This is a genomic window from Blautia sp. AF14-40 (assembly GCF_003479665.1).
Taxonomy (GTDB): domain Bacteria; phylum Bacillota; class Clostridia; order Lachnospirales; family Lachnospiraceae; genus Fusicatenibacter; species Fusicatenibacter saccharivorans.
Window position 1 is genome coordinate 43,227 of sequence record NZ_QUHK01000013.1, and the last position, 16,572, is coordinate 59,798.

At 49.2% G+C, this 16,572-nt stretch carries 14 protein-coding genes and 1 other RNA gene; all 15 read left to right on the forward strand.

All coding sequences use genetic code 11. From position 1 onward, the window contains the following. Positions 1-130 precede the first annotated feature (130 nt). The 15 genes from DWW13_RS10765 to DWW13_RS10835 all read left to right on the forward strand — a co-directional run bounded on the left by DWW13_RS10765 (position 131) and on the right by DWW13_RS10835 (position 16,430). Complete coding sequence (locus DWW13_RS10765) at positions 131-1,138, forward strand: deoxyguanosinetriphosphate triphosphohydrolase (protein WP_055218880.1); 1,008 nt, start codon at positions 131-133, stop codon at positions 1,136-1,138. Between the two features lie 16 nt (positions 1,139-1,154). Next, positions 1,155-2,933, forward strand: coding sequence for a DNA primase (dnaG, locus tag DWW13_RS10770; RefSeq protein WP_055228390.1), 1,779 nt, complete (start codon positions 1,155-1,157; stop codon positions 2,931-2,933). Positions 2,934-3,038: 105 nt separating this feature from the next. Continuing rightward, a complete protein-coding gene (gene rpoD, locus DWW13_RS10775) occupies positions 3,039-4,181 on the forward strand; it encodes an RNA polymerase sigma factor RpoD (protein WP_055228389.1) in 1,143 nt (380 codons plus the stop codon). 22 nt (positions 4,182-4,203) lie between these two features. Beyond that, the gene (locus DWW13_RS10780; protein WP_022462740.1) at positions 4,204-4,902 is read left to right on the forward strand and encodes a tRNA (adenine(22)-N(1))-methyltransferase; all 699 of its coding nucleotides are present in this window, start codon (positions 4,204-4,206) and stop codon (positions 4,900-4,902) included. Between the two features lie 117 nt (positions 4,903-5,019). Further along, positions 5,020-6,675, forward strand: a complete 1,656-nt coding sequence (locus DWW13_RS10785) for a nucleoside kinase (protein ID WP_022462741.1) — start codon at positions 5,020-5,022, stop codon at positions 6,673-6,675. Between the two features lie 91 nt (positions 6,676-6,766). Continuing rightward, an RNA gene (gene rnpB, locus DWW13_RS10790) (RNase P RNA component class A) lies at positions 6,767-7,117 on the forward strand. Positions 7,118-7,299: 182 nt separating this feature from the next. Then, positions 7,300-7,896: a Maf family protein gene (locus DWW13_RS10795; protein ID WP_117510305.1), complete on the forward strand. Its 597-nt coding sequence runs from the start codon at positions 7,300-7,302 to the stop codon at positions 7,894-7,896. A 16-nt stretch (positions 7,897-7,912) separates the two neighbouring features. Further along, the gene (locus DWW13_RS10800) at positions 7,913-10,087 is read left to right on the forward strand and encodes a M3 family oligoendopeptidase (protein WP_118720073.1); all 2,175 of its coding nucleotides are present in this window, start codon (positions 7,913-7,915) and stop codon (positions 10,085-10,087) included. A gap of 231 nt (positions 10,088-10,318) precedes the next feature. After that, positions 10,319-10,528, forward strand: a complete 210-nt coding sequence (locus DWW13_RS10805; protein WP_022462744.1) for a FeoA family protein — start codon at positions 10,319-10,321, stop codon at positions 10,526-10,528. Between the two features lie 19 nt (positions 10,529-10,547). Further along, on the forward strand, positions 10,548-10,769 hold the full coding sequence (locus DWW13_RS10810; protein ID WP_022462745.1) for a FeoA family protein: 222 nt from the start codon (positions 10,548-10,550) through the stop codon (positions 10,767-10,769). 116 nt (positions 10,770-10,885) lie between these two features. Further along, entirely contained in the window at positions 10,886-13,036 is a 2,151-nt protein-coding gene (gene feoB, locus DWW13_RS10815; protein ID WP_022462746.1) for a ferrous iron transport protein B, read from the forward strand. A gap of 97 nt (positions 13,037-13,133) precedes the next feature. Further along, positions 13,134-13,268, forward strand: coding sequence for a FeoB-associated Cys-rich membrane protein (locus tag DWW13_RS10820; protein ID WP_022462747.1), 135 nt, complete (start codon positions 13,134-13,136; stop codon positions 13,266-13,268). 33 nt (positions 13,269-13,301) lie between these two features. After that, positions 13,302-13,757, forward strand: a complete 456-nt coding sequence (locus DWW13_RS10825; RefSeq protein ID WP_022462748.1) for a transcriptional repressor — start codon at positions 13,302-13,304, stop codon at positions 13,755-13,757. A gap of 176 nt (positions 13,758-13,933) precedes the next feature. Continuing rightward, the gene (locus tag DWW13_RS10830; protein ID WP_022462749.1) at positions 13,934-14,245 is read left to right on the forward strand and encodes a DUF6110 family protein; all 312 of its coding nucleotides are present in this window, start codon (positions 13,934-13,936) and stop codon (positions 14,243-14,245) included. Between the two features lie 97 nt (positions 14,246-14,342). Further along, positions 14,343-16,430, forward strand: coding sequence for a heavy metal translocating P-type ATPase (locus DWW13_RS10835; RefSeq protein ID WP_117761772.1), 2,088 nt, complete (start codon positions 14,343-14,345; stop codon positions 16,428-16,430). Positions 16,431-16,572 lie beyond the last annotated feature (142 nt).

Consider the following 16,572-nt stretch of genomic DNA (forward strand, 5'->3'; position numbering starts at 1 on the left):
TTTTTTTGAAAAAATTTGAAAAATTTGAAAAATAAAAAAGGAAATCGGAATCGGGCACCGAATATAGGAAATAGGAGGACAATGAAAAGAACTGTTACAGGCATATTACCGGGAAAGAGGTGGTCTTCGTTTGAACTTGAGAGAATCGTTTGAAGAACGGGAATTTCAGGAGCTGAGTCCTTATGCGGCGCACAGCCGGAATTCCAGAGGAAGGGACCGATATGAACCGGAGTGTGACATCCGCACCGTCTACCAGAGAGACCGGGACAGGATTCTCCACTCCAAAGCCTTTCGCAGGATGAAAGACAAAACACAGGTGTTTCTTGCTGCGCAGGGCGATCATTACCGGACCCGCCTGACGCACACACTCGAGGTGTCCCAGATTGCCCGCACGATTGCGCGGGCGCTGAATCTGAATGAGGATCTGACCGAAGCCATTGCGCTCGGCCACGATCTCGGACACACGCCGTTCGGCCATTCCGGGGAAGCGGCGCTCAATGCGGTGCATCCTGGGGGCTTCCGCCACGCGGAACAGAGCGTTCGTGTCGTGGAGGTTCTGGAAAAGGAAGGACAGGGCCTGAACCTGACCTGGGAAGTGCGGGATGGAATTCTGAACCACCGCACGGCGGGAAAGCCGTCGACCCTGGAGGGACAGGTTGTGCGTCTCTGCGACAAGATCGCCTACATCCACCACGATATGGACGATGCCATCCGTGCCGGCATTTTAAGCGAGGATGACATCCCGATTACGATCCGCGTCGTCCTTGGCGATACATGCCGCGAGCGGCTCAATACGCTGATCCACGACATTGTGGAGCAGAGCCGCGGAACGGAGTATGTGCGCCAGTCGGCGGAGATTGCCGAGGGCATGCGCATGCTGCGGGAGTTGATGTTCGCGAACGTCTACCGCAACCCGGAGGCGAAAAAAGAGGAGGAGAAGGCAAAGAAGATGCTGATTTCCCTCTACACCTACTACCAGGAGCACCCGGAACAGATGTCCCGCGAGTACCGGAATCTGATCGGGTGCGGCGAGGACAAGACACAGGTAGTATGCGATTACATTGCCGGTATGACCGATCAGTATTCCATGCACAAATACGAGGAGCTGTTCGTGCCGAAAGCCTGGGCGGTTTATTAGATACAGGGAGGAAAAAATGCGATATTCCGATGATTTAGTGGAAGAAATTCGTATGAAAAATGACATCGTAGATGTGATATCCGGCTACGTAAAGCTGACAAGAAGAGGAAGCTCTTACTTCGGGCTCTGCCCTTTCCACAATGAGAAGTCCCCTTCCTTTTCCGTCAGCCCAGGAAAGCAGATGTATTACTGCTTCGGATGCGGAGCCGGAGGAAATGTTTTCACATTTTTGATGGAATACGAAAACTTCACGTTTGTGGAAGCCTTGAAATTTCTGGCCGACCGGGCCGGGGTGGAGCTTCCGCAGATGGAGTATTCGAAAGAAGCAAAGGAGCAGGCGGATTTAAAGAACACGCTGCTGGAAATCAACAAACAGGCGGCGAAATTCTATTATTACCAGCTCCACACCGAACGCGGAAAACAGGGCTACGATTACCTGAAGGGGCGCGGCCTTTCGGATGATACGATTCGAAAATTCGGCCTTGGCTATTCAGATAAGTATGGAAGCCTGCTGTACCGTTTCTTAAAAGAAAAAGGGTATGACGATGAAATCCTGCGTCAGTCGGGCCTTTTTCTGGCGGACGAGGTGCATGGCATGCAGGACAAGTTCTGGAACCGTGTCATTTACCCGATCATGGATGCCAACAGCCGTGTCATCGGCTTCGGAGGCCGTGTGATGGGGGATGGAAAGCCGAAATACCTGAATTCGCCGGAGACAAAGATTTTCGATAAGAGCCGCAATCTCTACGGGCTGCATCTGGCGCGCTCTTCACGGAGAAAAAATCTGATTATCTGCGAGGGCTATATGGACGTCATCTCCATGCACCAGGCAGGATTCAATAACGCGGTAGCTTCTCTTGGAACAGCACTCACATCGCTGCAGGCGGGGCTGATGAAACGGTATACCGACGAGGTTCTTGTGATCTATGACAGCGATGAGGCAGGCGTCAAAGCGGCGCTTCGTGCGATTCCGATGCTCAAAGGGGTTGGTCTTACAACGCGTGTCGTCAATTTGAGACCGTATAAGGACCCGGATGAGTTTATCCAGCACGAGGGCTGCGAAGCGTTCGAAAAACGTCTGGAAGAGGCGGAGAACAGCGTTTTGTATGAGATCCGCATGAAGGAACGCGATTTCGACCTTGCCGACCCGCAGGGCAAATCCGATTTCCTGCATGAGGCGGTGCGTCGTCTCGTTGCAATCGAGGATGAGATCGAGCGGAACAGTTATCTTGAGGCAGTGGCAGGAAAATACGGGATTGCCGTCGAAGTACTGCGAAAGCAGGTCGGTCAGATGGCACTATCAGGAGCCGGAAGGACGGAGCGTGTCAAGCCGCGGAATACAGCCGCAAACAAAAAAGAGAAAGAGGGCGGTGTCGAAAAAGCACAGAAGCTGATGCTGACATGGATGACCTCTTATCCGGCGCTCATTGGAAAACTGGAAAAATATATTACGCCGGAGGATTTTACCACACCTCTTTACCGCCAGATTGCAGAGATGATTGTGCTGCAGTATCACGAGGGCGGGGTGAATCCGGCAAAGCTTTTGAATCAGTTTGTTGATTCCGAGGAGCAGAAAGAAGTTGCAGGCCTTTTTAATGCCAGAATCCCGCTGGAGACAGAGGAGGAAAAACGGCGCGCGCTGCATGATGTGATCTGCAATATGAAAGAAAACAGCATTGCGTATCAGTCGGCACATATGAATGTGACCGATATGGCGGCGCTGCAGAAGCTGATGGCGGACAAAAAGAGCCTGGAGCGGTGGAAAGCAGGGGAACTTCCGGATTTCGCTTTTTAAGGAGGCCTGGATACCAAAGAAAAACCCTGGAATCTTCTGTTCTGCGTGTTTAATTTCGCAGGGCAGGGACAGAATATATACAAGCTATGGAAGGATGGACAGTCAATGGAGTTCGATAAAGCAAAATTTATGGAAAAATTAAAAGAGCTGGTAGCATACGGCAAAAAGAAAAAGAGCGTCCTGGAATATCAGGAAATCAACGACTTTTTCCGCGATATGCCGCTGGATGCGGAGCAGATGGAGAAGGTATTTGAATACCTGGAGGCAAGCGGTATCGACGTACTGCGCCTCTCCGATATGACCGAGGATCCAAATGCGGCAGACCGCGATCTTCTCCTTCTGGACGACGATGACATCGACCTTTCCGAGGAAGAAGAGATCGATATGGAAAACATCGACCTTTCCGTTCCGGAAGGCATCAGCATTGAGGACCCGGTCCGCATGTACTTAAAAGAGATCGGTAAAGTGCCGCTTCTTTCCGCAGAGGAAGAGATCAAGCTGGCACAGAGAATGGAAGAGGGCGATGAGGATGCGAAAAAACGTCTGGCAGAGGCCAACCTTCGTCTCGTTGTTTCCATTGCAAAACGTTATGTCGGCCGCGGCATGCTGTTCCTGGATCTGATTCAGGAAGGTAACTTAGGCCTCATCAAAGCGGTTGAAAAATTCGATTACCGCAAGGGATACAAATTCTCCACCTATGCAACATGGTGGATCCGCCAGGCAATCACAAGAGCGATTGCAGACCAGGCGAGAACGATCCGTATTCCGGTTCATATGGTAGAGACCATCAACAAGCTGATCCGCGTTTCCCGTCAGTTACTGCAGGAGTTAGGCCGCGAACCTACTCCGGAAGAGATCGCAGAGGAGATGCACATGTCTGTAGAGCGTGTGCGTGAGATCCTGAAAATCTCCCAGGAACCGGTTTCACTCGAGACACCAATCGGTGAGGAAGAGGACAGCCACCTCGGTGACTTCATCCAGGACGACAATGTGCCGGTACCGGCAGACGCGGCAGCATTCACCATGCTGAAAGAGCAGCTCGAGGATGTGTTAAGCACGCTGACTGACCGTGAGCAGAAGGTTCTGCGTCTCCGTTTCGGACTCGATGACGGCCGTGCGAGAACCCTCGAAGAGGTTGGTAAAGAGTTCAACGTTACAAGAGAGCGTATCCGTCAGATTGAGGCGAAAGCGCTTCGAAAGCTCCGCCATCCGAGTCGTTCCAGAAAACTTAAAGATTATCTGGACTAAGTTTTCGGTCAGGAGAAAAGACATGCAGTTATCAAAAAGACTTTCCGCGGTAGCGGAGTTTGTCACCCCGGGCGGCTGCCTGGTCGATGTGGGAACAGATCACGGCTATGTGCCGATTGCGCTGCTGGAACAGAAGAAGATTTCCTCCGCAATCGCCATGGATGTGAACCGCGGACCGCTGGAGCGGGCCAGGGAGCATATTGCGCAGTACCAGATGGGGGACTACATAGAAACAAGACTTTCCGACGGACTCCATGCCCTGCGTGCGGGAGAGGGTGATTCTCTTCTCATCGCGGGCATGGGCGGCGGGCTTACCATAAGAATTTTAAGCGAAGGTGAGCCGCTGCTGTCCGGTTTTCGGGAGCTGATCCTGGAGCCGCAGTCGGATATCGACCGCGTGCGTGCATGGCTTCTGGAACACGGATTTTTCCTTGCACAGGAGAATTTTGTAGAGGAGGATGGAAAATATTATCCGATTCTGCGGGCAGTGCCAGGGGAAAAGGAGAATCTGAAGGCGGAGGAGCTTTTCTATGGACCGCGCCTTCTGGAAAAGGAAAATCCGGTGCTGAGGGAATACCTTCTGAAACAGCAGGAGCAGAACCAGACGCTGATCCGCCAGCTTTCGGATCACTCCAGTGAAAAGGCAGCACAGCGCCTTTGGGAATTAAAAGAAAAAGAGGCAGTACTGGAATCTGCGCTTGCGCGTTTCCATACGATGTAACGACAGCGTTTGCACAAGAGGGGCGTGTCTGAAAATTTCAGCAGTTGTAATTTTCGGGCGCGCCTTTTCTGTCACTTCTGAATTTTCAGAAAGTTTTGCAAGAAGGAGGAATTACAATTGATTCAGGTAACAATTGATGGAAAAGGATACGAATATCCGGAAAATTGCTCTTATTATGAGATTGCAAAGGATTTTGAAAAAACAATGGACGCGCCGATTGTCCTTGTGAAAGTGGACGGACGGCTGCGGGAGCTGCACAAACAGCTGAAAAAAGACTGTGAACTGGAATTTGTGACAACGGAGGATGAGATCGGACATAAAACGTATCAGAGGAGTCTTTCTCTTCTGCTGGTAAAAGCGGTGTATCATGTGGGAGGCTACGATAAGATCCGCCATGTGATGCTGCATTTTTCGGCGGGTTCGGGCTTTTTCTACACGGTGGACGGCGATATCACGCTGAATCAGGAGTTTTTGGACGAAGTAAAAGCGTATATGCATGAACAGGTGGAAAAGGCGGTGCCGATTTATAAGCGGAGTGTCGATACGCACGAGGCGAGAGAACGGTTCCGGCTGCATGGCATGACGGATAAAGACCGCTTGTTCCGTTACCGCCGTGTCTCCCGTGTGAATCTGTACAGTCTCGGGGATTTTGAAGACTATTATTATGGATTTATGACGTATGATACGAGTTATCTGAAGTATTTTGATCTCTATTTATACGATGACGGCTTTGTGCTGCAGATGCCGGAGAAAAAGGCGCCGGAGACGGTGCCGGCAGCGAATCTCTCCCCGAAGGTGTTCCAGGTGCAGCGGGAATCGGAGCGCTGGGGTGAGCAGATGGGAATTTCCACGGTTGCCGACTTAAATGAACGCATCACGAAGGGCAATATTCAGCAGATGATGCTGATTGCGGAGGCGCTGCAGGAGCAGAAGATTGCGAAGATTGCGGAGCAGATTGCGGAAAGAAAGCAGGTTAAATTTGTGCTGATTGCGGGGCCGTCTTCCTCCGGAAAGACAACGTTCTGCAACCGGCTTTCCATCCAGCTTTCAGCGCATGGTCTGACGCCGCATCCGATCAGCCTTGATAATTACTATGTGAACCGGGTAGATACGCCGCGGGATGAAAACGGCGATTATGATTTTGAATGCCTGGAAGCACTGGATATCGAGCTTTTGAACCGGGATATGACAGCACTTTTGAACGGAGAGCGTGTGGAACTGCCGTATTTTAATTTTAAGACGGGCAAGCGCGAGTACAAGGGGAATTTTATTCAGATGAAGGAGACCGATGTGCTGGTGCTGGAGGGGATTCACGGGCTGAATGAAAAACTGACGTGGTCGCTTCCTTCGGAAAGTAAATTCCGGATTTATATCAGTGCGCTGACGCAGATCAATGTGGATGAGCACAACCGGATTCCAACGACGGACGGCCGGCTGATCCGGCGTATGGTGCGTGACAGCCGGACACGGGCGACATCGGCGAAGGAGACGATTGCGATGTGGCCGTCGGTGCGCCGCGGGGAAGATCGTAATATTTTCCCGAATCAGGAGAAGGCGGATGTGATGTTCAATTCAGCGCTGGTGTATGAGCTTTCGGTGCTGAAGCTGTATGCGGAGCCGCTTTTGTTCCAGATTGAGGAGGGAGAGCCGGAGTACCAGGAAGCAAAGCGGCTGCTGAAGTTTTTGGATTATTTTGTCGGAGTGCCGATTGAGGATATTCCAAAGAATTCGATTCTGCGGGAGTTTGTGGGCGGAAGCTGTTTTGATGTATGAGAGGCTGCTTTGCGGGATCTGTGATTTGGGGGATGGACAACAGAGAAAGTTTGTGATATGATTATTAACTGTCTGATGTTCCGTTTTTGACAAAGTAAGATATGTAATCGCGGCTGGCAGGACCGAAAGGGGCCAGGTGAGGAAAGTCCGGGCTTCGCAGGGCAGGATGCCGGATAACGTCCGGCGGAGGCGACTCCAGGGATAGTGCAACAGAGAGATACCGCCAGGTTTTTCCTGGTAAGGGTGGAAAGGCAGTGTAAGAGACTACCGTTTCTCTGGTAACAGAGAAAGCCATGTAAACCCCATCCGAAGCAAGACCGAATAGAAAACGTATATGGCTGCCCGTCATGTTTTCAGGTGGGTCGCTTAAGGGGACTGGCGACAGTTCCATTGGATAGATGATTACACACGACATAACCCGGCTTATCGTTTTGCTTTGCATAAGACGGAAATTCAGGCATCTGGATAAAATAAGTACGCCGGGAACGGACACGAGTGGATTGTGTTTGTTCCCGGCGTACTTATTTTATCCGGCCATCCGGCGCAAGCCGCACATTCCCGCGGACCGCTGCATGGTGTGAAAAAAATGCATGTCATGAAAGAAAAAATAAAGGAGACAGCAGGATGAAAGTGATATTGGCTTCGGGGTCACCCAGAAGAAGAGAGTTGATGGAGATGTTGGGAATACGGTGTAAGGTTCAGGCTTCAGGGGCGGAAGAAGTTGTGACGTCTGCGGAACCGGAGAAGGTTGTGGAGGAGCTTTCACGGCTGAAATGTCTGGATGTTGCGGAGATTACCGAAGGGGATGCCGTTGTGATCGGGGCGGATACGGTTGTGGCTTTTGAAGGGGAGATCCTTGGCAAGCCGAAGGGGATAGAACATGCCAGAAGTATGATGCAGCAGTTGCAGGGAAGGGTGCATCAGGTGTATACTGGAGTTACGATTGCGGTAACAGAGGGGGACGCAAAGCGTGTGGTATCGTTCTGTGACCGTACAGATGTAGAGTTTTATGCGATGACAGAGGAGGAGATAAACGGGTATCTTGCTCTTGAGAAAGAGGGGGAGGCTCCTGTGTGGTCGGATAAGGCTGGAGGATACGGAATTCAGACGGTGTTTGGGACAAAGTTTGTGAAAGGAATCCAGGGAGACTATTATAATGTGATGGGACTGCCGGCGTCCCGGGTTTATCATGAGTTGAAAAATCTGGGCGTTCTGGAATAGAAGGAGGTAAGAGAAGATGAAAAAGTTTTCGGAAATTGAATACGTAAGGCCGGACATGGAGGCAGAGCAGGAAAAAGTAAGAGCGTATACGAAGGCGCTCAAAGAGGCAAAATCATATGAGGAGCTGCGCGGACTTTTTATGGAAGAAAAAACGCGCGAGGATGCCTGGGCGACAATGGCGGAAGTGGCGCAGGTAAGATATACGGTGGACACCAGAGATTCGTTTTATGAAGGAGAGGTTCAGTTCTGGAATGAGACGATTCCGGCGATCCATCTGCTGATACAAAAGGCAGAGAAGGTGATTCTGGAGTCTCCGTTTATCAAAGAGTTTGCAGAGGAGTTCGGGGAATTCTTTGTGAAGAATATGGAGGTTGGCCAAAAATTAGCGGACGACTGTATCGTGGAGGATCTGATCGAAGAGGCGAATCTGACGCAGCAGTACAGTAAAATTACGGCGAATGCTTCGACGGAATTTAAGGGCGAAACGTGTAATTTTTATGGACTTCTGAAGGCGATGCAGAGTACGGACCGCCAGATGCGGAAAGAGGCGATGACGGCATGGGGAGATTTGTATGAAGAGATTTCCGGGGAGCTGGATGCGCTGTATGACAAGCTGGTTCCGCTGCGCGATAAAATTGCGAAGAAGCTGGGATTTTCTTCTTACATTGAATTTATTTACCTGAGCTATGGAAGATACGATTATACGGCGGAGGATGTTGCAAGGTTCCGTGCGCAGGTGAAGGAGAAGATTGTACCGCTCTGCCTGGAGCTTCGGAAGGAGCAGGAGAAACGGCTTGGAGTGGACAGGCTGCATTATTACGATGAGGAGCTGATTTTCCCGGAAGGAAACGCGGTTCCGGAAGGAACGACGGAGGAACTGGTTGCGAAGGCGCAGAAGATGTACCATGAGCTGTCGAAAGAGACGGGTGAGTTCTTTGATTTTATGGTGGAGCATGAGCTGTTTGACCTGGAGACGAAGCCGGGAAAACAGACAGGCGGTTACTGCACATTTCTGAATACGTTCAAGGCGCCGTTCATCTTCTCCAACTTTAATGGTACGAGCGCGGACGTTGATGTTCTGACTCATGAGGCGGGCCATGCATTCGAGGCGTATACGGCGGCAAAACAGATTCCGTTTATGGATATGGTATTCCCGACAAGCGAGGTGGCGGAGATTCACTCGATGACAATGGAGCATTTCGCATACCCCTGGATGAATGCATTCTTTGGAGAGAAAGCAGATGATTACCGTTATGCGCACCTGATGAGCGCGCTGGAAGTGATTCCGTACATGGTATGTGTGGATGAGTTCCAGCATAAGGTATTTGAAAATATCGGCATGACGGCCAAGGAGCGCCGTGCGATCTGGCATCAGTTAGAGCTGACCTATATGCCATGGAGAAATTATGACGGCCACAAGTTCCTCGAGGAGGGCGGTTTCTGGATGCAGAAGCAGCATATCTTTGTGAACCCGTTCTATTATATTGATTATGCGCTGGCACAGATCTGTGCTTTCCAGTTCTTTGAGCGTTCCAAAAAAGAGCCGGAAAAGGCGTGGGGCGATTATTACCGTCTCTGCCAGGCAGGCGGAAGCAAGGGATATTTTGCACTGCTGGAGCTGGCCGGACTGAAGAATCCGTTCGTGGATGGAACGGTGGAAGAAGTCGTTGCGGGACTGAAGCCCTATTTAAAACGAAAAGTAAAGTATACGATCCGTCCGGTAAAAGAGGAAGATCTGAAAAAGGTAGCCGAGGTGGAGGCGCTATGTTTCCCGGCTGCCGAGGCGGCAGGTTATGAAGACTTCATGGAGCGGTACAAAACCTGCAAAAACAGCTTTTTTGTAGCGGAAACTGAAGACGGCGAAATCGCAGGCTTCTGCAATGGCTGCTGTGCGGATACCGATTATCTGGCGGATGCACTCTACCATGACGCCACGCTGCACAACCCGGACGGTGATTATCAGATGATTTTCGGACTGGACGTCAATCCGAAGTTCCAGAAACAGGGCATTGGAGAAGCACTGATGCGTCATATGGTAAAAAGCGCAGGAGAGCGTGATAAAAAAGCCGTTGTTCTTACATGCAAGGATCATATGATTCCATTCTACAAAAGGATCGGATACGAATATATCGAACTTTCCGACTCGACACATGGCGGTGCAAAATGGCATAAGATGATGTACCGTTTCTAAGAAAATGGAAAGCAAAAAGGGCAGAACAGGGAGATACGAAATTTCTCTGTTCTGCCTTATTTTTCAAAAAAACAGGGCTCTTAACGAAGGCTTTTTCTCAGTAACGGAGTAAATTTCAGAAAAAAATACAAAAAAATAGTAAAAAAGCAGTTGACATCTAACGTACGTTAGCATATACTAACAACTGAAATAGAGATGAAACTCATTATCATACACAGGAGGTAATTGACTATGCCTTTAACGATGGCAAATCCAGGCGAATGTTACACAATCAGAAAAGTCGGCGGAAAAGAAGAGACCAGAAGATTTCTTGAAAATCTTGGCTTCGTCGTTGGCGGAAACGTGACAGTCGTATCGGAAATCGACGGCAATCTCATCGTGAATGTGAAAGATTCCAGGGTGGCCGTTGGAAAAGATATGGCAGCCAAAATCCTGATTTGATAGGAAAGAAGGAGAGAAGATGAAGACTTTAAAAGAGACTTCCGTAGGAGAAACCGTTAAAGTTGTAAAACTCAACGGCTCCGGTCCGGTCAAAAGAAGAATCATGGATATGGGAATCACCAAGGGTGTTGACGTATTCGTGCGCAAAGTTGCTCCGCTCGGCGATCCGGTCGAAGTAACCGTCAGAGGATACGAATTATCCTTAAGAAAAGCAGATGCCGAAATGATTGAAGTAGAGTAAATTTTTTTTGCCTGCTTGTTAGCGGATGCTAACAAAAGCAAGCTGTAGCCAATATTGGTAAGGCTTGTGAAGTTATTAAAATCAGTAAAAATCAAAGAAAGAGGGGCATGGAAAAAATGGCAATTAAGATTGCACTCGCAGGAAACCCGAACTGCGGTAAGACAACATTGTTCAATGCACTGACAGGCTCCAACCAGTTCGTAGGAAACTGGCCAGGTGTAACCGTCGAGAAAAAAGAAGGAAAGCTCAAAGGCCACAAAGATGTCACCATCATGGACCTTCCGGGTATCTATTCTTTATCTCCGTATACACTGGAGGAAGTGGTAGCCAGAAATTACCTGATTAATGAAAGACCAGATGCGATCCTGAACATCGTAGATGGTACCAACATTGAGCGTAACCTGTATCTGTCCACACAGATCATGGAACTTGGTATTCCGGTGATCATGGCTGTCAATATGATGGATATTGTTGAAAAGAACGGAGACAAAATACATATCGACAAACTGGCGAAAAAGCTGGGCTGTGAAGTTGTAACCATCTCTGCTCTGAAAGGAACCGGAATCAAAGAAGCTGCTGATAAAGCAGTGCAGATTGCACAGAAAAAAGGTGCTGCTGTACCAGTTCATGAGTTTGACAAGGATGTGGAGGCAGTCATCCGCACCGTTGAGAGCAAACTCGGAAGTGATATTGTAAATGAGCAGAAACGCTTCTTTGCAATCAAACTTCTGGAGAAAGATGATAAGATCACAGAGCAGATGAAATCCGTTCCGGATGTATCTGCCGAGATCAAACAGCTGGAAGACAAATTTGATGACGATACCGAGAGTATTATTACAAACGAGCGTTACGTTTATATTTCCAGCATCATCGGTGACTGTGTCACAAAGAACAAGAAAAACGCCATGACAACATCGGATAAGATCGACCGGATCGTAACTAACCGCTGGCTGGCACTTCCGATCTTCGCGGTTGTTATGTGGGTTGTATATTATGTATCTGTCACAACAGTAGGTACTTTTGTAACGGACTGGACCAACGATGTACTCTTTGGAGAGATCATTCCGCCGGCCATTGAAAATCTGCTGAATGCGATCCACTGCGCTGACTGGCTGCAGGGTCTGATCCTGGATGGTATTGTTGCCGGTGTTGGTGCCGTACTTGGATTCGTACCGCAGATGCTGGTACTGTTCCTGTTCCTGGCATTTCTGGAGTCCTGCGGTTACATGGCGCGTGTTGCATTCATCATGGACCGTATCTTCCGTAAATTTGGACTTTCCGGAAAATCCTTCATTCCGATGCTGATCGGAAGTGGTTGTGGTGTTCCTGGTATCATGGCTTCCCGTACCATCGAGAATGACCGTGACCGTAAAATGACCATCATGACAACAACGTTTGTACCTTGTGGAGCAAAACTTCCAATCATCGCCCTGATCGCAGGTGCCCTGTTTAATGGAGCTTCCTGGGTTGCGCCAAGTGCTTACTTCGTTGGTATCGCAGCAATCATCTGCTCCGGTATCATCCTGAAAAAAACAAAACTGTTCGCTGGCGATCCGGCTCCGTTTGTTATGGAGCTTCCGGCTTACCACTGGCCGACGGTAAGCAACGTTCTCCGCAGCATGTGGGAGCGTGGCTGGTCTTTCATCAAAAAAGCCGGTACGATCATCCTGATGTCTACCATCGTTCTGTGGTTCCTGATGAACTTCGGATGGGTTGACGGATCCTTCGGAATGCTGGAAGCTGAGCAGTTAAATGACAGTATCCTGGCTTCCATCGGAAGCGTGATCGCTCCTCTGTTTGCACCTCTTGGATGGGGCGACTGGAAGATGGCTGTTGCAGCTGTTTCCGGACTGATCGCAAAAGAGAACGTTGTTGGTACCTTCGGTATCCTGTTCGGCTTTGGCGAAGTTGCAGAAGACGGCGCCGAGATATGGGGACAGCTTGCAGGAAGCTTATCTACGGTAGCAGCTTATTCCTTCCTGGTATTCAACCTTCTGTGCGCACCGTGCTTCGCAGCAATGGGTGCAATCAAACGTGAGATGAACAATACCAAATGGTTTTTTACTGCAATCGGATATCAGACACTGCTTGCCTATGTTGTATCCCTGTGCATCTATCAGATCGGTAACCTGTTCATCGGCGGCGGTTTTGGAATCGGAACGGTAGTTGCTGTTCTGCTCATCATCGGATTTGTATATCTGCTGGTAAGACCTTACAAAGAGAGCGCAACTCTGAGCGTTTCCACCAACAAAATGTTCAGCAAATAATTGCTGTGACAGATAGAGAACATGTATCTGATGAAGAGTCCGTATCCGGCATCCGCTGCAGGATGCGGACTCTTTTGAAAAGAAAGGAGTTGTTTCTATGGGAACTTTTATCACACTTGTAGTCGTTGTTGGTCTGGTAGGACTTGCAGTACGCAGTATGATTAAAGATAAAAAAAGCGGCAAGGGAAGCTGTGGTGGTAACTGCGGGCAGTGCAAGGGACATTGCGACTGACAGGACAGGAATCATCATCAGGAGGTAGAACGTATGCCGCAGGAACAGACAAAGCATGAAGCCAGAAATTATCACAGAACACAGATGAAGCGAGAACTGATTATTCAGAAGCTCCGGGAACAGGGATGCAGAATAACCAGACAGAGACGGATTCTGCTCGATATTATCCTGGAAGAGGAGTGCTCCTGCTGTAAAGAAATTTACTATAAAGCTCTGCAGAAAGACAGCAGCATCGGGCCTGCTACGGTGTATCGCATGGTGAATACACTGGAGAGCATCGGTGCAATCAGCCGCAAAAATTTTTACAAGATTGCCTGTGGAGAAGAATGCTTCAAAGATCAGGGCTGTACCGTAGAACTGAGCGATCATACCATCTGCCGCTTAAGCGGAGAGATGTGGATGGACGTGATGAAATCCGGACTGAAGGCAAAGGGCTATATTCAGAATCAGGATATTGAAAATGTGATTGTTTCAGCGGTGGAAGGCTGAAAAACGGGGAAAACGGGTGAAAATTCCTTCCGTTTTCCCTGTTTTAATGAAAATAATTATCAAAAAGAACTGTACGTATTGTCTAACCGAGCAGGTGAGTGCTATACTGTGAACCACAGCGGGGGAAGATGTAAAATTCAGGAAAAATTTATTTTAACAATAGGAGGAAATGTAATATGACAATCAAAGATTTAAAACATCCAGGACTTTTCGCAGCAGGAGTATTATTCGGAACAGCAGGTATCAAAGCACTGTCCAGCAAGGATGCGAAAAAACTTTACACCAACTGCACCGCAGCTGTTCTTCGTGCAAAGAAAGTTGTTATGGATACGGTAACGACCATCCAGGAGAATGCGGAGGACATCTATGCTGACGCAAAACAGATCAACGAAGAGCGTGAAGCAGCAGAAGAGGCAGTAGAGGATGTAGCAGAAGAGACAGCAGAGGAAGCTGTTGAAGCAGAAGCAGAGGATACGGTTGAGGCATAAGCTGTACACAGCAACATCTGATTTACGTCGTATTCATACGGAAAAAACGAAGCGCCTGCAGAATTCTCTGCAGGTGTTTTTCTAGGAGGCATAAGATTTGAAATTTTATATTAAACACGAAAGCAGAGGCAGAATCCGAATCCATCTGGCACAGAAGCGCATGTCCTCCGTACAGGCAGAGACACTGCTGTACTATCTGCAGAATCAGAACCAGGTATCTTTCGCGAAGGTATATGACAGAACCGGCGATGCCGTGATCTGTTACGAGGGAGAACGAGCCGCTGTGATTCGGATGATACAGCTCTTCCACTACGAGGAAGTAGAGCTGCCGACCGGACTGCTTGAGAGCTCCGGCAGAGCGTTAAACAACGAATATCAGGAAAAGCTGATCAGCAAAGTGATTTACCACTTTGGAAGAAAATGGCTTCTTCCGGCACCGATCCGTGCCATCTATACTACGGTTGTTTCCGTAAAATATATCTGGAAAGGAATCCAGACACTGGCACAGGGAAAGATCGAAGTTCCGGTTCTTGATGCAACTGCAATCGGTGTTTCGATGCTCCGCGGCGACTATGGAACCGCAGGCTCTGTCATGTTCCTGCTCGGCGTAGGAGAGCTGCTTGAGGAATGGACGCATAAAAAATCCGTCGGAGATCTGGCACGCAGCATGTCGCTGAACGTCGGAAAGGTATGGCTGAAAAAAGACGGCCAGGAAATTCTCGTTCCGTCTGAAAAAATTGTTGCGGGCGACGAGATTGTCGTACATATGGGAAATCTGATTCCATTCGACGGCGAGGTATCCAACGGCGAGGGTATGGTAAACCAGGCTTCTCTGACCGGAGAATCTGTTCCGGTACGCCGTACCTTAGGTTCCGTTGTCTATGCGGGAACGGTTCTTGAGGAGGGCGAGCTTACCATTCTTGTGAAGCAGACCGGCGGATCCAGCCGTTACGAGAAGATTACCGCGATGATCGAAGAGTCCGAGAAACTGAAATCCGGACTGGAGAGCAAGGCAGAGCATCTGGCAGACCGTCTTGTACCGTATTCCCTTGGTGGAACGGCGTTGACGTATCTTCTGACCAGAAATGCAACGAAAGCACTCTCTATTCTGATGGTGGACTTCTCCTGTGCGTTAAAACTTGCCATGCCGATTTCCGTTCTCTCTGCAATCCGCGAGGCAAACCAGCACAAGATCACCGTAAAGGGCGGTAAATTCCTGGAGGCTGTGGCGGAAGCGGATACGATCGTTTTCGATAAGACCGGAACACTGACAAAAGCGCAGCCGACCGTAGCAGAGGTGGTATCCTTCAGCGAAACAAAGAGCACGGATGAGCTTCTGCGCATCGCAGCCTGCCTGGAAGAGCATTTTCCGCATTCCATGGCAAAAGCCGTAGTAGACGCGGCAAAAGAGAAACATCTGGATCACGAGGAGATGCACTCCAAAGTAGAATATATCGTTGCACACGGTATTTCTACAACGATCAATGGCAAAAAAGCGATTATTGGAAGTTATCACTTCGTATTTGAGGATGAGAACAGTATCATTCCGGAAGGAATGGAAGAGAAGTTCCGTCATCTGCCGGAGGAGTATTCTCATCTCTATCTTGCCTTAGAAGGTGTACTTGCAGCAGTTATCTGCATTGAGGATCCGCTTCGTCCGGAGGCGGCCGAAATTATCCGTCAGCTGAAAAAAGCAGGTCTGAAAAAGATCGTCATGATGACCGGAGACAGCGAGCGCACGGCAAAAGCGATCGCGAAGAAGGTCGGCGTGGACGAGTACTATGCTGAGGTACTGCCGGAGGATAAGGCAAACTTTGTGGAGAAAGAAAAAGCAGAGGGACGTAAAGTCATTATGATCGGTGACGGTATTAACGATTCACCGGCACTTTCTGCCGCAGACGTTGGAATCGCCATCAGCGAGGGCGCAGAGATTGCGCGTGAGATCGCGGATATCACCGTTGCCGCAGACGATCTGGCAGAAATTCTGGTGCTTCGTATGCTGAGCAACCGTCTGATGAAACGGATTCATAAGAATTACCGCTTTATCGTTACGTTCAATGCCGGACTGATTCTGCTCGGCGTGGGCGGCATTTTACAGCCAACCACTTCCGCACTGCTTCACAATACATCTACTCTTTACATTGGCTTAAAGAGTATGGGTAACCTGCTGGACGAGCCGGTATAAAAAACAGAACAGAATAGCAACGGGAAAGCCGCTGGAGTCTTCTTCTTAAGATTCCAGCGGCTTTTTAACAAAAGCAGGGAAAGTCTCTGCTTCCATTGCGAATATTCTTTCACCAGCGTGATGTGAAAAAGAAAATGATACA